The sequence below is a fragment of the Paraburkholderia fungorum genome (assembly GCF_046027605.1).
Taxonomy (GTDB): Bacteria; Pseudomonadota; Gammaproteobacteria; order Burkholderiales; family Burkholderiaceae; genus Paraburkholderia; species Paraburkholderia fungorum_F.
Map to the genome: position 1 here is coordinate 159,018 of NZ_JAQQEF010000008.1, position 24,958 is coordinate 183,975.

Annotated in this window: 20 protein-coding genes; 10 read left to right on the forward strand and 10 right to left on the reverse strand. The window is 62.6% G+C overall.

Features of this window, described 5'->3' with window-relative positions; translation table 11 throughout:
* Positions 1-115 precede the first annotated feature (115 nt).
* Complete coding sequence (locus PQR53_RS15715; protein ID WP_408455313.1) at positions 116-1,468, reverse strand: MFS transporter; 1,353 nt, start codon at positions 1,466-1,468, stop codon at positions 116-118.
* A gap of 7 nt (positions 1,469-1,475) precedes the next feature.
* Positions 1,476-2,165, reverse strand: a complete 690-nt coding sequence (locus PQR53_RS15720) for a DUF2848 domain-containing protein (RefSeq protein ID WP_408455316.1) — start codon at positions 2,163-2,165, stop codon at positions 1,476-1,478.
* A 209-nt stretch (positions 2,166-2,374) separates the two neighbouring features.
* Here PQR53_RS15720 and PQR53_RS15725 point away from each other — a divergent pair, with 209 nt between their 5' ends.
* The 3 genes from PQR53_RS15725 to PQR53_RS15735 all read left to right on the forward strand — a co-directional run bounded on the left by PQR53_RS15725 (position 2,375) and on the right by PQR53_RS15735 (position 6,831).
* A complete protein-coding gene (locus tag PQR53_RS15725; protein ID WP_408455319.1) occupies positions 2,375-4,132 on the forward strand; it encodes a cation:proton antiporter in 1,758 nt (585 codons plus the stop codon).
* A gap of 127 nt (positions 4,133-4,259) precedes the next feature.
* The gene (locus tag PQR53_RS15730) at positions 4,260-5,702 is read left to right on the forward strand and encodes a gamma-glutamyl-gamma-aminobutyrate hydrolase family protein (RefSeq protein ID WP_408455322.1); all 1,443 of its coding nucleotides are present in this window, start codon (positions 4,260-4,262) and stop codon (positions 5,700-5,702) included.
* Between the two features lie 412 nt (positions 5,703-6,114).
* Positions 6,115-6,831 (forward strand): DUF2968 domain-containing protein, encoded by a 717-nt coding sequence (locus PQR53_RS15735; protein ID WP_408455325.1) that lies wholly within the window; start codon positions 6,115-6,117, stop codon positions 6,829-6,831.
* Positions 6,832-6,952: 121 nt separating this feature from the next.
* Here PQR53_RS15735 and PQR53_RS15740 read toward each other — a convergent pair whose 3' ends face one another.
* Positions 6,953-8,077, reverse strand: a complete 1,125-nt coding sequence (locus PQR53_RS15740; protein WP_408455328.1) for a hypothetical protein — start codon at positions 8,075-8,077, stop codon at positions 6,953-6,955.
* Positions 8,078-8,359: 282 nt separating this feature from the next.
* Positions 8,360-8,884, reverse strand: coding sequence for a GNAT family N-acetyltransferase (locus PQR53_RS15745; RefSeq protein WP_408455633.1), 525 nt, complete (start codon positions 8,882-8,884; stop codon positions 8,360-8,362).
* A gap of 312 nt (positions 8,885-9,196) precedes the next feature.
* On the opposite strand from PQR53_RS15745, the gene PQR53_RS15750 reads away from it, so the two are divergent.
* Complete coding sequence (locus PQR53_RS15750; protein WP_408455331.1) at positions 9,197-10,498, forward strand: MFS transporter; 1,302 nt, start codon at positions 9,197-9,199, stop codon at positions 10,496-10,498.
* 114 nt (positions 10,499-10,612) lie between these two features.
* Here PQR53_RS15750 and PQR53_RS15755 read toward each other — a convergent pair whose 3' ends face one another.
* Positions 10,613-12,460: a tetratricopeptide repeat protein gene (locus PQR53_RS15755; RefSeq protein WP_408455334.1), complete on the reverse strand. Its 1,848-nt coding sequence runs from the start codon at positions 12,458-12,460 to the stop codon at positions 10,613-10,615.
* 139 nt (positions 12,461-12,599) lie between these two features.
* Between PQR53_RS15755 and PQR53_RS15760 the strand changes: the two genes are divergently transcribed.
* From PQR53_RS15760 to PQR53_RS15770, 3 genes are all read left to right on the forward strand, one after another.
* Complete coding sequence (locus PQR53_RS15760) at positions 12,600-12,947, forward strand: ArsR/SmtB family transcription factor (protein ID WP_408455337.1); 348 nt, start codon at positions 12,600-12,602, stop codon at positions 12,945-12,947.
* On the forward strand, positions 12,944-14,134 hold the full coding sequence (locus tag PQR53_RS15765; RefSeq protein ID WP_408455340.1) for a cation diffusion facilitator family transporter: 1,191 nt from the start codon (positions 12,944-12,946) through the stop codon (positions 14,132-14,134). Before PQR53_RS15760 ends, PQR53_RS15765 begins: the two co-directional genes overlap by 4 nt.
* 68 nt (positions 14,135-14,202) lie before the next feature.
* A complete protein-coding gene (locus PQR53_RS15770) occupies positions 14,203-15,927 on the forward strand; it encodes an FAD-dependent monooxygenase (protein ID WP_408455343.1) in 1,725 nt (574 codons plus the stop codon).
* 142 nt (positions 15,928-16,069) lie between these two features.
* On the opposite strand, the gene PQR53_RS15775 is transcribed toward PQR53_RS15770, so the two are convergent.
* The 4 genes from PQR53_RS15775 to PQR53_RS15790 are packed head-to-tail and all read right to left on the reverse strand — an operon-like array spanning position 16,070 to position 21,373.
* Positions 16,070-16,318, reverse strand: a complete 249-nt coding sequence (locus PQR53_RS15775; protein ID WP_408455346.1) for a formate dehydrogenase subunit delta — start codon at positions 16,316-16,318, stop codon at positions 16,070-16,072.
* A gap of 8 nt (positions 16,319-16,326) precedes the next feature.
* Positions 16,327-19,305 (reverse strand): formate dehydrogenase subunit alpha, encoded by a 2,979-nt coding sequence (gene fdhF, locus PQR53_RS15780; RefSeq protein WP_408455349.1) that lies wholly within the window; start codon positions 19,303-19,305, stop codon positions 16,327-16,329.
* Between the two features lie 14 nt (positions 19,306-19,319).
* A complete protein-coding gene (locus PQR53_RS15785) occupies positions 19,320-20,891 on the reverse strand; it encodes a formate dehydrogenase beta subunit (protein ID WP_408455352.1) in 1,572 nt (523 codons plus the stop codon).
* Positions 20,888-21,373 (reverse strand): NAD(P)H-dependent oxidoreductase subunit E, encoded by a 486-nt coding sequence (locus tag PQR53_RS15790; protein WP_408455355.1) that lies wholly within the window; start codon positions 21,371-21,373, stop codon positions 20,888-20,890. Before PQR53_RS15790 ends, PQR53_RS15785 begins: the two co-directional genes overlap by 4 nt.
* 133 nt (positions 21,374-21,506) lie before the next feature.
* Here PQR53_RS15790 and PQR53_RS15795 point away from each other — a divergent pair, with 133 nt between their 5' ends.
* Both PQR53_RS15795 and PQR53_RS15800 read left to right on the forward strand, forming a co-directional pair.
* On the forward strand, positions 21,507-22,586 hold the full coding sequence (locus PQR53_RS15795) for a substrate-binding domain-containing protein (RefSeq protein WP_408455358.1): 1,080 nt from the start codon (positions 21,507-21,509) through the stop codon (positions 22,584-22,586).
* Positions 22,587-22,695: 109 nt separating this feature from the next.
* Positions 22,696-22,962, forward strand: a complete 267-nt coding sequence (locus PQR53_RS15800) for a hypothetical protein (protein ID WP_408455361.1) — start codon at positions 22,696-22,698, stop codon at positions 22,960-22,962.
* Between the two features lie 130 nt (positions 22,963-23,092).
* Here PQR53_RS15800 and PQR53_RS15805 read toward each other — a convergent pair whose 3' ends face one another.
* Positions 23,093-23,461 (reverse strand): COG4315 family predicted lipoprotein, encoded by a 369-nt coding sequence (locus PQR53_RS15805; protein ID WP_408455364.1) that lies wholly within the window; start codon positions 23,459-23,461, stop codon positions 23,093-23,095.
* Positions 23,462-23,757: 296 nt separating this feature from the next.
* On the opposite strand from PQR53_RS15805, the gene PQR53_RS15810 reads away from it, so the two are divergent.
* Positions 23,758-24,939 (forward strand): hypothetical protein, encoded by a 1,182-nt coding sequence (locus tag PQR53_RS15810; RefSeq protein ID WP_408455367.1) that lies wholly within the window; start codon positions 23,758-23,760, stop codon positions 24,937-24,939.
* Positions 24,940-24,958: the final 19 nt, after the last annotated feature.

Consider the following 24,958-nt stretch of genomic DNA (forward strand, 5'->3'; position numbering starts at 1 on the left):
TTTTGCGCGGACGACGGCGGGCGGGCGTCTGCTCACCGGCGCCGTCCGCGCGTGACGCGCGCGGTGTTCACGCCACGGACATCACGTCACGAAAATCACGGCGAGCACAGCGGCGTCAGGCGCTCTTCGGCGTCACCGCTGCGGCGTGCTGCACCTTCACGCGCGGCATCATCAATGTGACCAGGCCGCCCACGATCAACGCGCCCGCGATCAGCACCAGCCCGAGCGTCACGCTTTGCGTCGCGTCCTTGACGATGCCAAGCACATACGGGCTCACATAGCCGGCCAGGTTCGCAATCGAGTTGATCACGGCGATGCCGGCAACGGCCGCGGTGCCCTGCAGGAACGTGGTGGACATCGACCAGAAGATGCCGAAGCCCGCCAGAATGCCGATGTAAGCGATCGACAAACCGGTCACGGCGAGCGGAATCGAATTGGTCACCGAGGCACTGCCGAGCAAGCCTGCCGCGCCGATGAAGCAGCACACGGCATAGTGCCAGCGCCGTTCACCGGTGATATCCGACGAGCGGCCGATCAGGATCATGCCGATGCCCGCCGCGAGATAAGGAATCGCGGTGACGAAGCCATTGGTGACGAGATTCGTGACACCGAGATCCTTGACGATCTGCGGCAGCCAGAACGAGAAGCCCGCGTTGCCGGTGACGAGGCAGAAGTAAATCAGCGTCAACAACCAGAAACGGCCCGAGCGCAAGGCCACCGAGAGGCTGTGTTCAGCGCCGGCCGCGGCCGCCGCGGAGTTTTCGCGCGCGAGACGGCCGAGGATCACGCGCTTTTCGTCGTCGGTGAGCCAGGCGGCTTCGGCGGGCGTGTTGCGCAACACGGCGAGCGCCCAGAAGCCCGCGAGGATCGACGGAATGCCTTCGATCAGGAACATCCACTGCCAGCCGCGCAGTCCGTGTGTTTCATGCAGCGCCGACATCAGAAAGCCCGACAACGGCGCGCCGATGATGCCCGCCACCGGAATCGCCGCCATGAACACGGCGACCATCCGCGCGCGCCGGTCGGACGGAAACCAGAACGTCAGATACAGCACCACGCCCGGTACCAGCCCGGCCTCGGCGATGCCGAGGAAAAAGCGCAGCACGTAGAACATCGTTTCCGAGCGCACGAACATCATCAGACACGACAGCAGCCCCCACAGCATCGTGATGCGCGCGATGGTGGCGCGTGCGCCGAACTTCTTCAGCAGCAGATTGCTCGGCACTTCGAAGACGAAATAGCCGAAGAAAAAAATCCCCGCACCGAGTCCGTACGCCGCGTTCGACAGGCCGAGGTCGCCGGTGAACTGCAGCTTCGCGTAACCGATGTTGACGCGGTCCAGGTACGACAGCACGTAGACGAGAAACAGGAACGGCATGATGCGCCAGGTGATCTTGCGCAGCGCGGCGGCTTCGAGCCACGCGTCGGAAGACGCGTCGGCGTTGGCGGAGAGCGAAGGGGGATTCATGCGTGCCTCATTCGACGATAGGTAGCGCGCGCACGCGGTAGGCGTGGCGCAGCGTGCGGTTCAGGATGGGGTCGTGCAGTTCGAGTTCGAGCGCGTCGCCGTCGGCCATGCCGACGATGCCGCCTTGCACAGCCAGCGTGCCGCAGAACATCGCGGCGCCCTCGGCGACGGGCGCGCGCTCCAGCAGATTCTCGGCCGGCAGCAGCGAGGCGACGCTGCCTTGCTGATAAACGCGCCGCTCGCCGTTGCTTGTCACGGCGAAAGCGCGCAGTTCGAGTTGATCCCAGTGGCCGGCGACATCGTCGAAACGCCATGCGTCGCGGGCGACCGGCTTCGGGCAAATCTGCTTGGACACCGTGACGCCGTAGGCCTCGACTTCACGGTCGGTATGGTCGGAGCCGACGGTGACGAGGAGCCCCGCCTTCGAGCGCACCAGCACGCACTCGGCTTCGCCGCTGGACTTCACGCCGACCACGTCGATCAATTCGGCCTGCGTCAGCAGCTCGGCGCCGAGGCGGTAGAAGCAGGGCGTGGTCGACGGCCGCTTCACGCCGAGTTCGGCCAGTTCGGCGATGTGATGCTCGATTGCCGCCTGATCGCGCCCGGCCCAGCCGGCGATCGTCAGACGATTCACTTCGACGATATCGGCGCGGCTGGCGCCGGAACGATCTACAACATTGAAGGACACCTGCTGCATGACTCGACTCCCTGGAAAATATGCGTCAAATATTATTGTGATATTTCACAGGTGTCCAGCGTGTCAAAAAAGTTTCGGCGGGAGCGTTACCGCGGCCCGCTCCTGATCCGGCCAATCCCAAGCCCTTTCGACGTTTGCGCGATTCGGCGCAGCACGCCTGTGCGTTACACTGCGTTTTTGAGACATTACTTTTTGTAAGGGACGCATCCATGCATCATGGCATCGGCTTCATTCAGGATCTGGCGGTCGTGATGGCGCTCGCCGGCGTCGTCACCGTGCTGTTCCATCGCCTGAAACAGCCGGTGGTGCTGGGCTACATCGCCGCGGGCGTGATCATCGGGCCGTACACGCCGCCGTTCCAGCTGATCCACGACGAGCAGACCATCCAGACGCTCGGCGAACTCGGCGTGGTATTCCTGATGTTTTCGCTCGGGCTCGAATTCAGTCTGCGCAAGCTGTTCAAAGTGGGCGCGACGGCGATCGTCGCGGCGCTTTCCGAAATCGTGCTGATGCTGTGGATCGGTTACGAGATCGGCAGTGCGTTCGGCTGGAGTTCGATGGACTCGCTGTTCCTCGGCGCGATTCTCGCGATTTCGTCGACCACCATCATCGTCAAGGCGCTCTCCGAGCTGGGCCTGAAGCGCGAGAGCTTCGCGCAGCTGGTGTTCGGGATTCTGATCGTCGAGGACATTCTCGCCATTGCGATGCTGGTGCTGCTCTCCGGCATTGCGCAGACCGGGCAGTTGAGCGCGGGTGTCGCGGTGGTGACGCTCGGCAAGCTGCTGCTCTTCATGACGGTGTCGCTGGTGGTCGGCATTCTGGTCGTGCCGCGTGCGTTGAACTACGTGGCGCGCGCGAGGAGCGACGAAATGCTGCTGGTGTCGGTGCTCGGCTTCTGCTTCGGCTTTTGTTTGCTGGTGGTGAAGCTCGATTACAGCATTGCGCTCGGCGCGTTCCTGATCGGCGCGATCATGGCCGAGTCGCGCCATCTGCATCGGATCGAGCATCTGATCGCGCCGCTGCGCGACGCCTTCTCCGCGATCTTCTTCGTGACGATCGGCTTGATGCTGAACCCGGCCGTACTGGTCGAGTACGCATGGCCGATCGCGGTGATTACGGTGGCGGTGATCGTCGGCAAGATCGTGTCGTGCGGACTCGGCACTTTTCTGGCCGGCAAGGATGGGCGCACGGCGATGCGGGTCGGCATGACCGTCTCGCAGATCGGCGAGTTCTCGTTCATCATCGCGTCGCTGGGCTTGACCTTGAAGGTGACGAGCGCGTTTCTGTATCCGATCGCGGTCGCTGTCTCCGCCTTGACCACGCTTTTCACGCCTTATCTGATTCGTGCCGCCGACCCGCTGACGCAGCGTCTCGGCCAGGCGATGCCGCGCACCCTCGCTAACGGCTTCGGCATGTACGGGCAGTGGCTACGCAGCCTGAGCACCGAAACCGGCGAGCCGACGCTGTTCAGCATGACGCGGCGGATCATTTTGCAGATCGCCGTCAATCTCGCGCTGGTCGCGGCGATCTTTCTGATCGTGTCGTATAGCGCGCCGTACACGGGCACCTGGCTCGCGCACTGGATAAGTTCCGAGCCGATGCAGCGCGTGGTGCTGTGGAGTATCGCGCTGGTGCTGTCGATGCCGTTTCTGGTGGCGGTCTATCGCAAGACCAAGTCGCTTGCATTGCTGCTCGCCGAGGTGAGCGTGCAACCGGCGACGGCGGGACGCTTCACCCGTGCAATCCGTTATGCGATTTCCGACCTGGTGCCGGTGGTTTCGATGGTTGGCGTGTTTTTGCTGGTCGCGGCGCTCTCCGGCAGCATCTTGCCGCCGACGGGCCTCCTGACCGTGGTGCTGATCTGCGCCGCGGTGTTGCTGGCGTTGGTCTGGCGCTGGTGCGTGAAAATCCACGCGGCGATGCAGATCGCGCTGCGCGAAACTTTCGAAGAACAACCGGATCCCTAAGTTAGACGGCGCTGTGCCTCGAGCCGCAACAATGTGAGCAATTGTGTGCGGGTTTGCGGGGCTTGCCCCGCTAGCGGATAATCAGGGCATATTCATTCGTTCGCGTGAAGGCGCCTGTCTGACTGTCATGAGCGAAAACAAACCTGAAGACGCCGGCAAGCCCGGCGGCCCATCGTCGCCTGCGGCGACGCCAGGCACGACCACTCCGCCGACGGTGTCCAGCACGCCACGCTCGACCGCTTTGCCGGAAGATTCGTCGGCTGATGTGCCTGCTGCGCCAAGTGCATCGCCTGCTGCTGAAGCGGCAGTACGATCCTCGACGGACAACCCGCAGAGCGCGTCTACCGTGACGCCCACTGACGCGCAAACGGCGCGGCAACGCGATGCGGCCGAAGCGCGCAGTGCGGCGGCTGCGTCGACTGCCAGGCAGGAGGCTGCGGTCCATGAGCGCGACGCAGCTAAGGCGGGACATGCCGCCAAGGTTCAAGCCTCGCGTCCGGCTACGCTCGAAAGCAGCGAACCGCTTGCCGGCGAATTGAGCGCGACCGCTGACGCGGCCATTGTCACGGAAAAAGCGGAAGAAGCAGCCGCGGCCAGTCGCCCGGCTGGCTCGCCGCCGCCAGGCTTCGGCGCCGCGCCTGATTTCACCGCGACGAATCCGCCACCGCCGAACGCGTTGCCGCCATCGCCGCCGCGCTATCTGAGGCAAAACGATTCGGCGTGGACCGTGTTCGGCCGCATCATCGCGGCGCGCGCGCGTCAGCTGTTCGATCGCGCGGGTCAACGGATCACGCAGCGCACCTTGCGCATCGGCGTATCGGCGCGCATCTTTCACCCGGAGCCGGGCGCGAAGGGGCTGCGCGGCAAAACGCTGCAATATCTCGAGGAGTCGATTGCGCACTGGGTGATGTCGCGCGACGTGCTGGTGTTCATGATTCCGACAGTCGGCCATCAGGGCATGCTGCACCCGAGCAATATTCGTCTGCGCGACTATGCGAAGCACCTCGACGGTCTGCTGCTGCAAGGCGGCGCGGACGTTTCGCCGCAGTCGTACGCGGAACAGGCAACGAGCCCCGAGTGGCCGGGCGACCGTGTGCGCGACATGTACGAACTCGAACTGCTGCATGAGTTCATCGAGTCGGGCAAGCCGGTGCTCGGCGTGTGCCGCGGCTGCCAGTTGATCAACGTGGCGTTCGGCGGCACCTTGTACCAGGACATCGCTACCGATGTGCCGACGGCTGGTGCGCACGTCAACGAGGACTACGATCAGCATCGGCACGGCATTCATTTTCCGGATGGATCAACGCTGGCCAATATGTTTCCGGGCCGCCGCGATGCGATCGTCAACTCGATTCACCATCAGGCGGTCAAGACGCTCGGCCGCGATCTGAATATTGAGGCGGTGTCGGCATCGGACGGCATCATCGAGGCCGTGCGCTATCGGCGCGCGCCGTTCGTGATGGGGGTGCAGTGGCATCCGGAGTTTCATCGCGCCGGCGGTCCGGAGTTGCTCGATTGCACGCCGTTGATCGATACCTTCTTGCGGGTAGCGCGCGAAACACGGTTTTAAGGCTTCGGCCTTAAAACCATGCTTTCGAGTTTGGTCTTTTCAAATCCGATTCCAGCGAGGCGCTGCCTGCATATCCGAAGCGGTCCTCGCTTCATCGCGCTTGTGCGAAATGAATAACGCGCAGGTCCAGCGATCTGGTTATTTGACCGCTTGTCTCGATATCTCGCGCTGCCTGATGGTGCATTCGCGCGAGCGCCATGCAAATTGGGAAATGTCTGCATGAGTCGGATTGTTGCGTTTTTGTCTTATCTGAAATCTTTTATTTCTCGACGGGTGGGTGGATCCGGCCAAATCATTCGTTATCGATTTATCTCGATTTAAAGTCCGTCGGCGCGACACTTGAATGCTTCGCTTAACAGCTAATCCGCGCGATAATCTGCGGCTGTTTTGGATTTGCATGGAGCATGCACGTATGAAGTACCCCTTAATTGTACGGCGCGCCATGCTGCTCGCGGCCTCGTGCGCGCTGTTGCAGCATGGCGGTTTTGTGCTGGCAGCGCAGGGCGACGAGGCCGCTCCTCTGGTCGGCACGCGGCCGGCCATGAACACGCTAACGCCGCAACCGGTCGCCGCCGCGCTGCGCAATGCGGCATCGAGCACGCCGGCTAGCGCGAGTGACGCGCAAGGCAACGTCGCCGAACTGATGCAGATGATTCACGACGCGAAGCTGAGCGAATTACGCACCACGTATAACGGCAGTTATGGCGCGAGTCTGTTCTTCTATCCGCGGGAAATGACGTACTACGTCGCGCTGTTTCAGGACAAGCATTTCTGGCGCGTGATCAAATCGCAGGACATGGCTCGTGCCGAAGCGGTCTATGCCGGCTTCGTCCAGCAGACGGCGCAACTCGCGGACGTCGAGATTCGCCGCACGCAGTTGCAGGCGCAGAAAGCGTATATCGAAGACATCATCGCGTTGTCGGAAGATCGCGCGAAACGGCTGCAGGCCGATCTCGACGTCGCGCGTGCGCAGCAGGCCAAGGTCAACGACTACCAGCGGCAGACGCAAGGCGAAACGGCCGCGCTGAATGCGGAGAAGGAAAAGGCGCAGGCGCAGCTGCGTCAGGTGCAGGGACAAGTGATGCAGTTGCAGCGGCAAACCGAGTTCGGATTGCCAACGCAGAAGTAGGCGCACCGGTGTCGAAACCCCCGGCATTTTTTGTGGCCGGGTGCAGGCTTCTGACCAACCCCACGTTTTTCGGAGCGTGGGGTTTTGTTTTTTGCGCCCCGATTCTGCGATACCGACAAGCTTACTTCGCGAACTGGTCGGGGTTCTCGGTCACGCGACGTTGCGACATGTGATTGGTCCAATCTGTCCCACCGATGCGCGGCGAATCGACCGATCCCGCGGGACGTGATGGCGACGCAAGATCGCGTACGGGTGTGCCGGCCGACATGGTCATCGACATGTATTCGTCGATGCCGGGTTGCGATGGCGCGTGTGGCGAGTAGGGACCGGTGGACAATGGTTTTGGTGACGTTCGGTGAGCGTTTGCCGACACCGCAATCGGTGACCCTTCGTGATTCGTCGACGATGGGGGTGGCAACCGCGGCCGCAACCGCGGCGGCAACTGTGGCGGCAATTGCGGTGACAAATGCGCCGCGATGGCCGTGCGCGAATTGCGGCCGCTTTTTTCATATTGGATCGGGGCGCCTTCGCGCAACCTGTCCTGGCGACGAGATACGTTCTTGTCAGTTGTAGCGCGTGCCGCTGCACGGTCATTATTGGTTGCGCGAGACGTGACAGCAGCATCGGGAGAGTGATGGTTCGCCAACTTCGCTTCCTGACCGACCGGGACCTTGCCGGCTGTTTTGGCATCGCCAATCGTGTGACGCTGCGTCAGATGACCGACAGCGATCCAGGCAAGGATCGCGGCACCGCCGAGGGCGCAAGCACCGCCCGCTAGCGCACCCCAATGCCCCGATCCGCCGCGTGGCGAGGCGGGCACTCCTCGCGCATTAACGGGTGCGAAAGGTGCGGCTTCGGCGGCCGTACGCAATGAACCGTCAAACGAGGTATCAACCGATCCTTCGACCGATGCATCAACCAATCCTTCAACCGGTGCATCAACCGCTCCCTCGGCCGCTGCATCAACCACGCTTGTCGAGGGAGTACGCAAGATGAACGCTGAGGACGCAGCCGGCAGCCTGCGCGACGCCTCCCACTGGCAGAGCGTGCTGATGGCCTCCGCATTCAAACAAAAGGTACGTAACACGGCCACATAAAGCGTCCTGAGTTCCGCGCGCAAACTGTGTCCGGGCGGCAGCAGAGCCCAATCGCGGCCGAATGGCGGGGGTAGCAGGCGGCACAGTGGCGACAGACTCGGCAGCGCCATGGAGCCTTCGATCAACGTGAGGGGGATAGTGGTCGACATCGGTTTCTTCGCAGCGCCTCGTAAAGGGGCCGCGGACGGGCGGCTCTGGGGGGCTCTGGCTTCAGCGCGATGCGTACGAAAACGCCGTACACAACGCAATGCAGAGACGTCGTCCTCAGGTCGAGCACGCCGCCGCATGAGCGTTCATTTTGAAGCCATCGGGATGGGAAAGATGATGCCCGGAAGTGGCTGAACTAACGATCGGAATGGTCCGAAAAGGAAGCGCCGATCCGGCCAGAATCGGCGCTGCTCTGGACGAAGATCAAACGAGGCACGCTTGTGTCACCGATCCAGCCGGTACACATAGCGCAATGCAGTAATATCCACGCCGCCCATATGATCCGGCTCGGCGCCGACGCACTGCCAGCCTTGTTTCTCATAGAAGCCGATCGCCCGTGTGTTGCCTTCGAGCACGTAAAGATACAACTGCGTCTCTCCTTGCGCGTGAGTCCAGTCTTCGGCGGCACGCATCAACAGCTTGCCCGCGCCGATGCCCTGATGGCCAGGCAACGCATGCAGGTTGTCGAGCAGGACGCCCCACGCGGACTCCGGTTGCCGCTCGACGCAGACAAACCCGATCGGCTCGCCCGCGAGCTCGGCGATCAGGACGATCCGGCGCTCGCCGCCCGGTGCGCGCAGGCGTGCTTCCCAATAGGCGGCGCGCTCCTGCGTCACGTCGCCGTCGAGGAAGGCATCGGGCAACAGGCCGCGATAGGTGGCCTGCCAACTGGTGCTATGGATCGAGGCGATCAATGCTGCATCAGCGAGCGTCGCGGGGCGCAGCGAAAGTGCACGGGAGGTTTGCATCGGGATGGTGGTCAACGGGAATTGCCTGTCTGCAAAAAGTTTATCGCAAGGGCATAGCGCGGTTGTCCGTAATGAAACTGTATGGAATGCGCGACAGTGCCTTGAACGGTAACATTACGTGTTGCGGGCTTCGGCTGTTTCACAACGTTTACCCTGGTACCGTGGGAATCCGTTCAGCATGAAAATGCCGCGCCCCCGGCGCGTTCTACGTCTACCATATTGCCTGGGGCATCCGCTTGCCGAGCGCGGTGGATCGTTTCAACTGCCTGAGCGCCGCCTGTCTTCGTGGCGACGGGCTTATCAGAGAATGTCATGTCTACTGCGACACACGCCACTTCCTCCTCCCAGGAATCCAAGGTCAAGACAGTTTTCCGCGTGGTCAGCGGCAACTTTCTTGAGATGTACGACTTCATGGTCTACGGCTATTACGCGTCCGCGATTGCCAAGACCTATTTCCCGAGTGGCAACGAGTTCGCCTCGCTGATGCTGTCGCTGTCGGTATTCGGTGCGGGCTTCCTGATGCGGCCGCTCGGCGCGATCGTGCTCGGCGCCTACATCGACCATCATGGCCGGCGCAAAGGCCTGATCCTCACACTCGGGCTGATGGCGCTCGGCACCCTCACGGTCGCCGCCATTCCGGGCTACGCGACCATCGGTGTCCTTGCTCCGGCGCTCGTGCTGTTCGGCCGCTTGCTGCAAGGCTTCTCCGCCGGGGTCGAACTGGGCGGCGTGTCGGTGTATCTGTCGGAGATCGCGACCAAGGGCAACAAAGGCTTCTACTGCGCGTGGCAGTCGGGCAGCCAGCAGGTTGCCGTGGTATTCGCCGCGCTGATCGGCGTGGTGCTCAACAAGGTTCTGCCGGCTGATCAGATGACGGCCTGGGGCTGGCGCGTGCCGTTCCTGATCGGCTGCCTGATCGTGCCGTTCCTGTTCCTGATTCGCCGTTCGTTGCAGGAAACCGAGGAATTCAAGGCGCGCAAGCATCATCCGGGCATGGGCGAGATCATGAAGACGATGGCCGCGAACTGGGGCATCGTGCTGGGTGGCATGGGCATGGTGATCATGACCACCGTGTCGTTCTACATGATCACAGCCTATACGCCGACCTTCGGCAAGGAAGTGCTGAAGCTGTCGTCGATCGATACGCTCGTTGTCACCGTCTGTATTGGACTGTCGAACCTGGTGTGGCTGCCGCTCGCGGGCGCGTTGTCGGACCGTGTCGGACGCCGTCCCGTGCTGCTGGCCTTCACGATCCTGACGATCGTCACCGCGTATCCGGCGCTGCAATGGCTGGTCGCCGAGCCGTCGTTCGCTCGCCTTCTGGCGGTCGAATTGTGGTTGTCGTTCCTGTATGGCAGCTACAACGGCGCGATGGTGGTGGCGCTGACCGAAGTGATGCCTGTTGAAGTGCGGACCGCCGGTTTCTCGCTGGCCTATAGCCTTGCTACGACGATCGGCGGCTTCACGCCGGCCATTTCGACGCTGCTGATTCACACCACCGGCAACAAGGCCGCACCCGGTCTGTTCCTCGGCGTGGCGGCGATCTGCGGGCTGATCGCGACGCTGGTCCTGTATCGCACGCCGGAGTCGCGCGATCAGTATCGGACGGCTTGAGGGCAAGGTTAAGGCTCACCGTTTATCCGGACAAACAAAAACCCCGCGTTCTCACGAGCGCGGGGTTTTTTATTGGGCATCGCGTTGTGACGGATTTCGCTAACGCCGGCTCAGTTAGCCGCCGCGCAATTCATTCGCGACCGCCTCCACCACCTCGCCCCACGCGCCCGGTTGCGGCTGACGCAGTAGCGTTGCGCCCGGATACCATGAGCTGTGCGTTTCGCCGACGAACCAGCGCCAATCCGCGGCGAACGGCAGCATCAGCCACAGCGGCTTTTTCAGTGCGCCAGCCAGGTGAGCGATCGAGGTGTCGATCGACACAACCGCGTCGAGCCGCTCGATGATCGCCGCGGTATCCGCGAAATCGCCGATCCGTTGATCGAAGCGATGAATCGATGCCGCACGCGGATGCGCGTCGAGCGCCGCGCGTTCCTCGGCGCTGAGTTCAGGTTGCAGCACGATCCAGTCGATTCCTTCGAGCGCGAATAGCGGCGCGAGCGCCGCGAGCGGCATCGAACGGGTTTCGTTCTTCTGGATGCGTCCTGACCACGCGATGCCGATCTTGCGTTTCGCTTGACCGCCGAGTGAGCCGCGCCATTTGCGGCCATAAGCCGGCGGCGCGCTGAGGTAAGGCGTGCGGGCGGGGATCGTGTCGTAGGTTGTGCCGAGCGCGAGCGGCAAGCTGAGTAACGGGCATTGCAGATCCGCCACGGGACGCGGTGCGCCCTGGGCGATCAGCGTCACGCGCCAGGCTTGCGCGGCAGGTGCAAGCAGCGGCAGCAATTGCGGCTGCACTTCGAGCACGACGCGCGCTGCACGCTGCGCGGCCAGCGGCACAAAGCGCGCGAATTGCAGCGTATCGCCGAAACCCTGCTCGGCGTGGATCAGCAGCGTACGTTGTTCGATCGGCTCGCCGTGCCAACGCGGCAACGTCTGGATGACCGGTTGCGCGGTGGTCTGCAGCCGCCATTCGTATTCCGGCAGCCCGCGCGCGAAGTCGCGCAACGCAAGCCATGCAAGCGCTCGGTTCATGTGCGCGGACGCGAGATCGGGGCGCAAGCGCAACGCCTGATCGAACGCCCGGACAGCGGCGGCGTGCGCGCCCAGGGCCTGGTGCGCCGTGCCGAGACTCAGCCAGGCGAGCGCGAATTGCGGATCGAGGCCGACCGCGCGTTCGAGGTACGGCAGCGCTTCTGCATGGCGTCCCAATGCCGCGAGCGCGTTGCCGAGCCCGAAGATGGTGGGCGGCAGGTTCGGCTGCAAAGCGAGCGCGGTTCGGAAAGCGGCGACCGCTTCTTCGTGGCGGCCGGTGGCGTCGAGCGTATTGGCGAGATTGAAGTGCGCGGCGACGAAACGCGGTTCGGCTGCCAGCGCCTCCTGAAAGCGCGGAATCGCCTCGTCCGCCCGATCGAGCGCGTTCAGCGACATGCCCATGTTATTCAACGCGCCAGCATGCCCGGGACGCAATTCGAGCGTGCGCTCGAAGGACGCGATCGCCTCGGTGTGACGGCCGAGCGCATGCAATGCGTTGCCGAGATTGTTATGCGACGAGGCGTCGTTCGGTTGCAGGCGCAACGACTTCTGAAAGGCGTCGGCGGCGTCGTCGTGACGGCCTACCGAGGCGTACGCATTGCCCAGGTTGTAGTGCGCCATCGGGAAGGACGGTGCAAGCGTGAGCGCATTGCGGAACTGTTCGATGGCGTCGTCGATCTGGCCGAGCGCTTTTAGCGCGTTGCCGAGGTTCAGTTGTAGCGCGGCGTCTTCCGGGCGCAGGTTCACCGCGCGCCGCACGAGCGCGGCGGCTTCGGCGTGCTGGCCCTGCTGGTGGCGCAGGACGCCCAGCAGATGCAATGCATCGACGTGCACGGGATTGTCGTCGAGCGTCGCGCGGTAGCCGCGTTCGGCGTCTTCGAGGCGGCCGTCACGATGCGCCGCGAAAGCGCGGTCAAATACTTGTTGCATGCCGGAGGGATGGGATTTCGGGGGAGGCGGACGCTGCATTTTCCCACACTCGCCGGGCCGCTCTCCGATTTGACCTGTTGTCTTGATATCTATAACATATGAATACCTGTTCATATGTTTGCCGACGATGCCTTCTGCAATGGTTTACACGACATCGCCAGCCAGTTTCGAAGACCGCCCGGTGGAGACGATCGGGCCGCTGGCTGACCTGTTCCGGTTGCTCGGCGACCCGACGCGCTTGCGCATCGTGCTCGCGTGCGTCGACGAGCGGCGCGCGGTCGGCGCGATTGCCGAGGGGCTGAGCTTATCGCCGTCGCTGGTGAGCCACCATCTGCGGCTGTTGCGCGCGGCGCGGATCGTGCGCGCGGAGCGGCAGGGCAAGCAGGTGTTCTATCTTGCCGCCGACCGCCACATCAGCGCGATGCTGGCCGGCATGCTCGAACATGTGGCTGAGCCGGCCGGCGAATTTCCTCTGGACCCGTCATGAAGAAAACCACCACCCCGAACCGGGCCGCCGAAGAGCGCGAGGACGACCACGCGCCGGTGTGGCTCGACGGGGTGCTCGAAGGGATCGATAGCGACGACGCGCCGGTGGAGGGGGACGAGGGCACCGATCAGGAGCGCGAGCACGCCAAGGATGTACGCAGTGCGGCTCGTCCGGATGCGCACGATGCGCATCATGAAAGCCACAGCCACGGCAGTCACGCCGGCCACAGTCACAGCCACAGCGACAGCGACAGCGAAAATCACAGCGCCCACAGCCACGCCGGCCACGCCCATGCCCACGCCCACGCACCCGCCGCGGGCCACGGCCGCGCTTTCGCACTCGCCGTCGCACTAAACGTCTCGATCGTAGTGGTTCAAGCCATCTACGGCGTGATCGCGCACTCCACCGCGCTGCTCGCCGACGCCGGCCACAATCTCTCCGACGTCCTCGGCTTGCTGCTCGCCTGGGGCGCAGCCTGGCTCGCCACGCGCCGGCCGTCGGCACGCTACACATTCGGTTACGGCAGTTCGTCGATCCTCGCGTCGCTCGCCAACGCGGCACTGTTGCTATTTGCGTGCGGCGTGATCGTCGCCGAGGCAATCGGACGCCTGATGAACCCGGCACCCGTCGCGGGACTGGCGGTGTTCGTCGTCGCGACGCTCGGCGTGGTGGTGAACGGCTTCTCGGCGTGGCTGTTCATGCGCGGACAGAAGGAAGACCTGAACATTCGCGGCGCCTTCCTGCATATGGCCGCGGACGCCGGCATCTCGGCCGCGGTCGCGATCAGCGGTCTCGTGATTCTCTACACCAGCTGGACGTGGCTCGACCCCGTGATGAGCCTGCTCGTGGTCGCGGTGGTGGTGTATGGGACGTGGGGCCTGCTGCGCGATTCGGTGCGTATGGCGCTCGATGCCGTGCCGCCCGGCGTCGACCTGCAGCCTATCCGCGACTATCTGGCCGGGCAGCCCGGCGTCACCGACGTGCACGACCTGCATGTATGGGCGCTGTCGACCACCGGCAATGCGCTCAGCGCGCATCTGGTGATGCCGGCCGGCCATCCCGGCGACGAGTCCATCGACCGTATCGTCATCACCCTGCGCGAACGTTTTTCGATGCAGCATGCGACGCTGCAAGTCGACCTCGGCACCACCGAGCATCGATGTGCGATGGATCATCCCAACGATTGATGCAGCGCACCGTCGAGTGGATTATCGGCGGCGTACACTAGAACGTCCTGTTGCCTCCGGAGTTCCGCATGGACGCTGCCGCACACGATGCGTCGCCGGTGCTGATCGTCGGGGCGGGTCCGACCGGGCTCGCCGCGGCAATGAGCCTGGCACGTGCCCACATCCCCGTGCGTCTGATCGACAAAGCATTGCAACCGAGCCCGTACTCACGGGCCATCGGCATTCAGGCGCGCACGCTCGAACTGTTTGAACAGCACCGCCTGATCGAGCCGTTTCTCGAACTCGGTCATCGCGCGCGCATCGCCAATCTTTTTTCCAATGGCATGCGTCTCGCGCGCCTCGATTTCGATCCGCTGCACACGCGCTATCCGTATCTGCTGTTTCTCGATCAAGCCGTGACCGAACGTTTGCTGACGGAGCATCTCGCGACGCTCGGCGTGACGATCGAACGCGGCGTCGAACTGACGATGTTCTCGCAAGGTTCCGCCAGCATTCAGGCGACCTTGCGGCGCGCGGACGGTCATACGGAAACCATGCGGCCTTCGTACATGATCGCCGCCGACGGTGCGCACAGCGCGATCCGTCATCGGCTCGGCTTGAGCTTTGTGGGCAGCACCTCCGAGCAGACGTTCCTGCTTGCCGACCTGCATGCCGAAACCGATTGGCCCGAAGACGAATTCCATATCTTCGCTTCGGGTGATGGTCTCGTTGCGTTGTTTCCGATGGGTCATGGGCGCCATCGTCTGATTGCGGACCATCCGGTCGAACCGACCACGGTCCCGGCGCCGGCCACACCCGCCGTGCTCGGTGAACCGCCGCTCAATCTGGTTTCGCCGCCGTCGCTCGCCGAATGCAAGGCGCTGATCGCCCGGCGCGTGCGGGAACGCGTCGACGTATCGGACCTGACGTGGTCGTCGTATTTCCGTCTGAACAGCAGGATGGTGGAGCGGCTGCGCGTCGGCCGCATCTTCCTCGCGGGCGATGCGGCTCACGTCCACAGTCCGGCCGGCGCGCAAGGCATGAACACGGGCATTCAGGAAGCGTTCAATCTCGGCTGGAAACTCGCGCGTGTGATCAAAGGCGCGGCGCCGGACCGTCTGCTCGATACGTACCATCTTGAACGGCATCCGATCGAGCGCGACGTGTTGCGGCAAACCGGCTTCATCACGCATATGGCCGAGGCCGATCACGGACCGCTGAAGCTGCTGCGCGAGCGCGTGATGCCGGTGCTGGCCGCGCTCGGTCCGCTGCGCGACGCGGCGCGGATGACCATCAGCGAGTTGTCGATCCAGTATCGGCGCGGTCCGCTGACGCTCGAGCGCGTGCTGGACGGCGGCCCGCGTGCCGGCGAGCGCGCGCCGGATGCGCTGGTGCATGTGGTGGACGGGCCGCTCGGTCGGGCACCGGGCGTCGGTTGCGTGTTCGATCTGCACGATCCCGCGTTCTTTTCGTTGTTCCTGCTGGTCCCGCCGCTGCCGGTCGATGACACGCCGCTCGATCCCGCCGCGAAGCACGCACCGGCGCCGGACCCGGAACTCGAGCGACTGGCGGTGGAAATCGAGCGATTGTTGCCGGGCGCAGTCCGCATCTGGCGCGTGACCGATACGAGCGGCGAGGGCGCCCCGGCGTTGTCTGAATCATATGGACGCACGCGGCCGTCGTTCTATCTGGTACGGCCGGATGGCTACATCTGCGCGCGTGGGCGCACGGGCTCCGATCTGCACGGCTTGCTGCGGCATTGCGAAGCGTGGTTCACGGCGGGAGGGGCGATACCGGAGCAGACGGCGCTGTGAGGCGGAGCGCAGAGATTTGCGCGCGAGGCGGCTGTCTTGAGTGAGATCGTGAGTGGCCGTGTGAAGCGACTCTGTGGAGCGGCCCTGTGAAGCGGCCCTGACACGGGCCGCCTCACACGGTAGGCGCCAGGCAACGGTGCCGCTACGCGATTGCCGCTGCCGGCGCCAGCCCGTCGCGATGCTTGACGAGCGCTTCCCTGACGATGCCCGACATCTCGATGCCGTTCGCATCGGGTGCATCGAGCGTCGCCAGTAACGCGCGGCGCATGCGTGGTTCCCAGAAGCGGCGGATATGGTCGGCGATGCCGTCGAGCGCTTCCTCGCGGTCCGGCATCGAATCGAAAAAGTCGCCGATCCGGTTTGCCATGTCGATCAGACTCTGATTGTCCATGGCTCGCCTCACTTACCCGATGTCGCGTTGGCCAACTCGCGCTGCTTCAGCAGATCGAGCTGCTCCGTGTTGAAGCGCGAATAGTCCTGTTGCCATTGCGACGGCTGTTCGACCGGCGTCACCTGCACCGCGGTCACCTTGTACTCGGGACAGTTGGTGGCCCAGTCCGAGCTATCGGTGGTGATCACGTTCGCGCCCGATTCGGGGAAGTGGAACGTCGTGTAGACGACGCCCGGCTGCATCCGCTCGGTCACTTTGGCGCGCAACACGGTTTGTCCCGCGCGCGATTCGATCCCCACCCAATCGTCGTGCTTGATGCCGCGTTCTTCCGCATCGTGCGGATGGATCTCGAGACGGTCTTCGTCATGCCAGCGCGAGTTCTCGGTACGGCGCGTCTGCGCGCCGACGTTGTACTGCGACAGGATGCGGCCCGTGGTGAGCAGCAGCGGGAATTTACGCGTGACCTTTTCCGGCGTGGCGATGAACTTCGTAATCACGAACTTGCCCTTGCCGCGCACGAACGCGTCGATGTGCATGGTCGGCGTACCGTCGGGCGCGTTCTCGTTGCAGGGCCACTGAATGCTGCCGAGTTCCTCCAGCTTCCTGTACGACACACCGTGGAAAGTCGGCGTGAGACGCGCGATCTCGTCCATGATCTGCGACGGATGCGTGTAGTCCATTTCATAGCCGAGCGCGCGAGAAAGCATCACCGTGACTTCCCAGTCGGCATAACCCGGCACCGGCGGCATCACCTTGCGCACGCGCGAGATGCGGCGCTCCGCGTTGGTGAAGGTGCCGTCCTTTTCGAGGAACGACGAACCCGGCAGCAGCACGTGCGCGTACTTCGCGGTCTCGTTGAGGAAAATGTCCTGTACGACGATGCATTCCATCGACGACAACGCCGCCGACACGTGATGCGTGTTCGGATCGGATTGCACGATGTCTTCGCCCTGGCAGTACAGGCCCTTGAAGGTGCCGTGCACCGCGGCGTCGAACATGTTCGGAATGCGCAGACCCGGTTCGGGTTGCAGCGTAACGTTCCACGCTTCTTCGAACAACGCGCGCGTGATCGAATCGCTGATATGACGATAGCCCGGCAGTTCGTGCGGGAACGAGCCCATGTCGCACGAACCCTGCACGTTGTTCTGGCCGCGCAGCGGATTCACGCCGACCCCTTCGCGGCCGATATTGCCGGTCGCCATCGCCAGATTCGCGATGCCCATCACCATCGTCGAGCCTTGCGCGTGTTCGGTGACGCCGAGGCCGTAATAGATCGCAGCGTTGCCGCCGGTAGCGTAGATGCGCGCGGCTTCACGTACGGATGCGGCGGGTACGCCGGTGAGTTCTTCAGTCGCTTCCGGCGCGTTCTCGGGTAGCGCAACGAACGCACGCCATTGCTCGAACGCGCGCGTTTCGCAGCGCTCGGCGACGAATGCTTCGTTCAGCAACCCTTCGGTCACGATCACATGCGCGAGCGCATTGACCACCGCGACGTTGGTGCCCGGTCGCAATTGCAGATGATGCGAGGCCTTCACGTGCGGCGTATCGACGATATCGATGCGGCGCGGGTCGACGACGATCAGCTTCGCCCCTTCACGGATGCGGCGCTTCATGCGTGAGCCGAACACCGGGTGGCCGTCGGTCGGATTCGCACCGATCACCATGATGACGTCGGCTTTATCGACCGAGGCGAACGTCTGCGTGCCCGCGGATTCGCCAAGCGTGGTCTTCAGGCCGTAGCCGGTCGGCGAGTGGCAGACACGCGCGCACGTGTCGACGTTGTTGTTGCCGAACGCGGCGCGCACGAGCTTCTGTACGAGATACGTTTCTTCGTTCGTGCAACGCGACGACGTAATGCCGCCGATCGAATCGCGGCCATGCTTCGCCTGAATGCGGCGAAATTCCGATGCCGCGTAGCTGAGCGCTTCTTCCCAGCTGACTTCGCGCCACGGATCGGTGATCTTCGCGCGAATCATCGGCTTGGTAATGCGGTCCTTGTGCGTTGCGTAGCCCCATGCGAAGCGGCCCTTCACGCACGCGTGGCCTTCGTTGGCCTGGCCGTTCTTGTGCGGCACCATCCGCGTGACCTGGTTGCCCTTCATCTCCGCTTTGAACGAGCAGCCGACGCCGCAATACGCGCAAGTCGTGACGACCGAGTGCTCGGCCTGGCCGAGCATGATGACGGTCTTTTCCTGCAAGGTCGCGGTCGGACACGCGGCGACGCAGGCCCCGCATGACACGCACTCCGATTCCATGAACGGCTTGTTCTCACTCGCCGCGACGCGCGATTCGAAACCGCGTCCGGCGATGGTCAACGCGAACGTGCCTTGCGTTTCCTCGCATGCACGCACGCAGCGGTTGCAGACGATGCACTTCGACGGGTCGTACGTGAAGTACGGATTCGATTCGTCCTTCTTGTCCTTCAGGTGGTTTGCACCGTCGAATCCGTAGCGTACTTCACGCAAGCCGGTGACGCCTGCCATGTCCTGCAGTTCGCAGTCGCCGTTGGCGGGGCAGGTCAGACAGTCGAGCGGGTGATCGGAGATGTACAGCTCCATCACGTTACGGCGCAGCGATTGCAGACGGTCGGTTTGCGTGCGGACCTTCATGCCGGCTTCGACCGGCGTCGTGCACGAAGCAGGGTAGCCGCGCTTGCCTTCGATCTCGACCAGGCACAAACGGCACGAGCCGAACGGTTCGAGCGAATCGGTCGCGCAAAGCTTCGGCACATTGACGCCAGCCTCGACGGCGGCGCGCATCACCGACGTGCCGGCCGGCACGGTCACCGCCTGACCGTCGATTTCCAGCGTGACGTCGACGTCGGCATGACTCGCCGGGGTGCCGTAATCGGTGTCGTCAAAGAACGAATGCGGGGCACGTTGTTGCGCTTGTGCTTGCGATTTGCACGCGCAGTTGCCGGAGCCGCAGCCGCCCCCGAAGGGGACTTGCTTCGGAGCGCCGGCAGGGGAGTTGAGCACATCGGACATGTGAGGCTCCTGGGTCAGGCCGCAGCCGCTTTGGGCGCGTGATCGTGGACGTTGTCGAGACCGAAGTCTTCGGGGAAATGGTCGAGCGCGGACAGCACCGGGAACGGCGTCATGCCGCCCATCGCGCAGAGCGAACCGGACACCATCGTGTCGCACAGATCGCGCAGCAACTGCACTTGCCGGGTGGACGTATCGCCATTGCGAATCCGTCCGATCACTTCGACGCCGCGCGTCGAGCCGATCCGGCATGGCGTGCATTTGCCGCATGATTCGAGCGCGCAGAAGTGCATTGCATATTGCGCGAGTTCGGCGAGATTCGAGGTGTCGTCATGCACGACAATGCCGCCGTGGCCGACCACCGCGCCGACTGCCGCGTAGGCTTCGTAGTCCATGGGGATGTCCCACTGGCTTTCCGGCAGATACGTGCCAAGCGGCCCACCGACTTGCACCGCGCGCGCCGCGCGCCCGCTTGCCGTGCCGCCGCCGTAGTCATACAGCAATTCGCGCAGCGTGACGCCGAACGCGAGCTCGACGAGGCCGCCGTGCTTCACGTTGCCGGCGAGCTGGAATGGCAGCGTGCCGCGCGAACGGCCCATGCCGAAGTCTTTATAGAAGGCCGCGCCGCGCGCGAAGATGATCGGCACGGTTGCGAGTGTGATGACGTTGTTGATCACAGTCGGCTGGCCGAACAGGCCGACTAGCGCCGGCACGGGTGGCTTCGCGCGCACGATGCCGCGTTTGCCTTCGAGCGATTCGAGCAGCGCGGTTTCCTCGCCGCAGACATAAGCGCCTGCGCCCTTCGCCACGAACAGGTCGAAGCGATGCGCCGCTGAACCGAGCACGCTGTCGCCGAGCCAGCCGGCGGCGCGTGCTTTGGCGATCGCGGCTTCGAGTGTCGCGATCGAGTGCGGATATTCGCTGCGGACATAGATATAACCGACCGTCGCTCCGGTCACGACGCCGGCGATGATCATTCCTTCGATCAGCACGTATGGGTCGCTTTCCATCACCAGGCGGTCGGAGAAGGTGCCGGAGTCGCCTTCGTCCGCATTGCAGACGATGTATTTCTGCGCCGCCTTGGCGCCGCGCACCGTGCGCCATTTGATGCCGGCGGGGAAGGCCGCGCCGCCGCGGCCACGCAGGCCCGATTCGATCAGTGCTTCACAGGCGGCGTCGCCGTCGGTGTTCAAGGCTTGCTTGAGGCCTTCGAGGCCGCCGTGGGCCACGTAATCGTCGACGGACAGCGGATCGGTGATGCCGATACGCGCGAAGGTCAGGCGCTGCTGCTTCTTCAGATACGGAATTTCATCGACCACACCGACGCGGCGGGCGTGTTCGCGACCCTCCACAAAGCCGGCGTCGAATAGCGCCGCGACGTCGCTTTCCTCGACGTTGGCGTAGCCGACACGGCCTTCGGCCGTCGAGACTTCGACGAGCGGTTCGAGCCAGAGCAAACCGCGTGAACCGTTGCGAACCAGTTCGATTTCAATGCCGCGGCGTGCGGCTTCGGCTTCGATTGCTCGAGCCAGTTCGTCGGCGCCGAGTGCGAGAGCTGACGAATCGCGGGGAACGTAGATGCGCGTCATGCCGTGACCTCCACGCATTTGCTGGCGGCGGCGAACAGTGCGTCGAATTTTTGCGGCGTCACCTTGGCGTGCAGGGTGCCGTTGACCATCATCGCCGGCGACAGCGCGCATTGACCGAGGCAATACACCGACTCCAGCTCGACCGGCGCCCCGTGTTCGTGTTCAGCATCGAAACGGCAGCCTGTGTGTGCCTCGATATGCTGCGCGAGCGCCTCGGTGCCCATGCTCCGGCACGCTTCGGCGCGGCACAGTTGCACCGTGACGGGCGCTGCGGGCTGCGTGCGGAAGTGGTGGTAGTAGGTGATGACGCCGTGTACTTCCGCGCGCGACAGGTTCATGGCACGCGCGAGAGGCGCAACCGTGTCGGGCGGGACGTAGCCGAGTTCGTCCTGAATCGCGTGCAATATCGCCAGCAACGACATGCCCGGATGCGCGTGACGCTGCACGAGCTGGTCCGGCGCGATGGCCATGGAATCGTCCAAGTGGGGCTCCTTCAAAGACATATATGCACTTGTTATTCATAATGCGTGCACTTATGCTTTGGTTATTCGGTAGGGGATAGCGGAACAATAGGCCGGGCAAACGCCTCGTGCAATAGGAAAGAGTTGAGCATATATGATCAGAATCGAGTGTCAGGCGCAGCTGGTTGTGAAGGGCCCCGACGGCCGCGAGGCCAGCCTGTCGGACGTGGTGCCGTTGCTTGCGTTGGTGAACGAGTCCGGCAGCATCGCGCAGGCAGCGACGCTTAAGGGTTTGTCCTACCGTCACGCGTGGGGTTTGTTGCGCAGCATCGAGGAGCGTTTGGGTGGTCCGCTGATCGCGAAGGAGCGTGGGCGCGGCTCGGTGCTGTCCGAACTCGGGCAGGCCGTGTTGCGCGCACAGCGTCTATGCGGCGAGCGGCTCGACGGCAATATGCAGGCGCTCGCGAGCGAAGTCGCCAGCGAGCTGAACCGCTGGCTCGCGCCACCCGCCGACGACGTGCGGATCTACGCGTCGCACGGATACGCCGTGGCGGCGCTCGTGACGGCGCTGGTCGCGAACGATCTACCGGTCGATATCAAGTATCGCGATAGCGCGGATGCAGTCAGCGCGCTTGCTCGCGGCGAATGCGATCTGGCCGGATTCCACTTGCCGCTGGGCGAATTCCGCGCCACCTGTGCCGATACGTATCGGCGCTGGCTCGATCCGCAGCGTCACGTGCTCGTGCATCTCACGCGGCGCAAACAGGGCCTCTTTCTCGGCAAGGGCAATCCCAAGGGAATCGGCGGACTGAGCGACCTCGCGCGCGACGACATTCGCTTCGTCAATCGACAACCAGGCTCCGGTACACGCATGCTGCTCGATCTTGCGCTACGAAAAGTCGGGGTCGATCCGGACAGAGTTAACGGTTACGCGTCGACGGAACTCACGCATTCGGCGATCGCGGCGTTCGTGGCGAGTGGCATGGCCGATGTGGGTTTCGGCGTCGAGCCGGCGGCGCATCACTTCGGGCTCGACTTCATCCCGATCGTCGACGAAGACTATTACTTCGCTTGCGACCGCGCCCGGTTGGAGCGCACGCCGCTCGCAACGGTCGTCGGTTTGCTGCGCGGGACGGCGTTTCGGTATGGCGTCGAGCAGCTAGACGGTTATGATCCGCGCGACTGTGGCAAGCTGCTCGAGCTCGATGTGGGGTTCGGCCCGACCACGGTGTAAGCGACTGTAAACAAAATCGTGCCGTCTCCGCTGCGTAGGGCGTCTGTTTGGGATAATCTCTAACCTTCCGCTTACGCCATAACTGCGCGTTGTACCGCGCTGACTCGATATGAAAGCTCTTTTCCACGCATGTGCTGCGGCAGCGACAGCCGGGGTGCTCCTCGCCACCGTTTCGGTTGCTTTCGCACAGAATTCTCCGGGTGTGCCGGGTGGTATCTTGCAAGATCAGTTCCGTCTTGCCGAACATCCGCAGATGCCATTTGCGGCGTCGGCGGCCTCGGACAAATACCAGTCCAACAAAAAGTCAGCTATGCGCAAGCGCGGCGATAACGGCGATCCGAACGGTTGTAACTTGCAGTGTCCTAAAGACGAATAAGCGCGAAGGTCTGCGCGCTCGTGTGCGTCTGTGAAAACGCCGGCATGTTGCCGGCGTTTTTCGTTTGAGCGTGCCTTATTGGAGCGCCTTTCTGGCTTCCAGCCTTGGCCCGTCGTCCAGCGGCTCCCGCTTATGGCTTTGCCGTGTGCCACATGTCCTTGAAGCCATCTCCCTTCATTTCTCCCGCTTGCTTGTCCGCCGCGTAGCGATAGAGCGGATGCCCCTTGTAAGCCCACTGTTGCTTGCCGTCGGCGGCAGGGATGAGCGTCCAGTCACCTGACGGTTTGTCCGACGGGCTTGCCATGGCTGCCGGCCAGTAGCTCATGCAGCCGCCAGTGCAGGCACTTGCGCCGGGCGTGGTGTCTTTGTCGAAGGTGTAGAGCGTCATGCCGTCCGCGGTGACGAAGCGGCCATCGACGACCTTCGGGGCCTCGGCGAAAGCGGTCTGTTGCAGTGCGAGAAGAGTCAGCGTGGAGAGGCAGAAGAGAGTCTTGCGCATGATGTCGGCTCCTGAAGGGGGTGTGGGTCTCGCGAGACGTGACTTGAGGCGCGAGTAGCGAACCGCTGATGAACGATTGAGTGGGCGCTTTTATTCCGCGTGTCTCTTAAAAAATCTTAGTTAATTTCTTCAGATTTGAGATTCGGGCAAACCCCGATGCGCGAATTTGCCTCTATTCCATAGCGAAAGGCTCGAATTATCATTGTTTCAGGGAGATGTGCCATGGCATGTCGGATATTTTGAGTTCGTCGCTCAGGCTGTATTGAGCTTGAAAATATATATTCAGGGTGAGGATAATGAAAAATATTGGTCGGCTGGTTCGTTGTGTTCCATTTCACGAGGGAGTCTATTTTTCCACCGGCGTGGCGGAATTAATTATTCTGTGCCTTTCAATTCTGGTGTCGGGACCTGCACTAGCTGAGGAAAAATTCTTTGCCAGTACGTTGACCAAAGCGTTTGTTTATTACATGACCAAAAGTGAGCTCGACGATTCAATTTATGATGATAAGCTGGCCGAGGATTTTATGGAAAACCCGATTTCCGCATATTCTGAAATTAAAAAAATGCCCATTGAAATCAATACGCTCGAATGGAATGTGGCGCTGGGAAAATTTAATCAGGACAATCGGGTCAATCTGACGCTGGAGGAGTCGATCCGGCTGTTTGCAAACGAAAATGGGCTAACCAAGGCACGGCCCGGAATCGAGGTAGATATACACCCCTTCCCTCCTGGTTACGACGCAAATGAAGGAAGCTTGATTGTTGCGAACGCGACCAAGGCCAGGGTGGACGCCGACATTTTTTATAAGAGTAATTATGTGTTTGGCCCGCGATACACTACCGTGGCTGCCAAATTTGCCGTTGCAGCACAAATTCTGCGTGATTTGATAAAGGAAGTGGCGCCGGTCGAGCTGGAGGTGAACGGTATTCGCAAAGACGTCCTGGATCGTTTTCTTAGCGAGGCTGTTTATAACGAGGCCCTGCTTTCCGAGTACGACAAAAGCTATTTGATGAACCTGCTTCACAATCAATTGCGTTCAAGCGATTCTAAATCTGCGAATATACGAGAGGGCGGATTCGTGCCTCCCGCCCAGTTTCGAGTGGCACGCGTAGCTGCTGCCTATCGGGAAATGCAAGGCTACCTAGCCTCTTATCCATGCACTATGGAAGGGGAAAACAGAAATCCGGAGGGTAAGGGCGAAATGTGCTTCGCAAATATGACGGATAAGGCGCTGTATTCTTGGTACAAGCACGAATACTCACTGCAAATGTTATCGCCCAGACCGTGGGATGGAGGTTCGGGAATGCAAAAGTTGGCACATCTGTTATTGCCGATAGCTATGATAATGGAAGGGTTGGCCGCAGTAGAGTTTTTGGGTGCTATGGAGGCGGCCGAACTTGGGGTGGAAGAAGCATTGGAAGAGGATGAGGTCAAAGCCTTTGAATCTCGTTATCTCCAGCGATTTTGCCGGGGATGATATTGAATTTTTCCGGAGT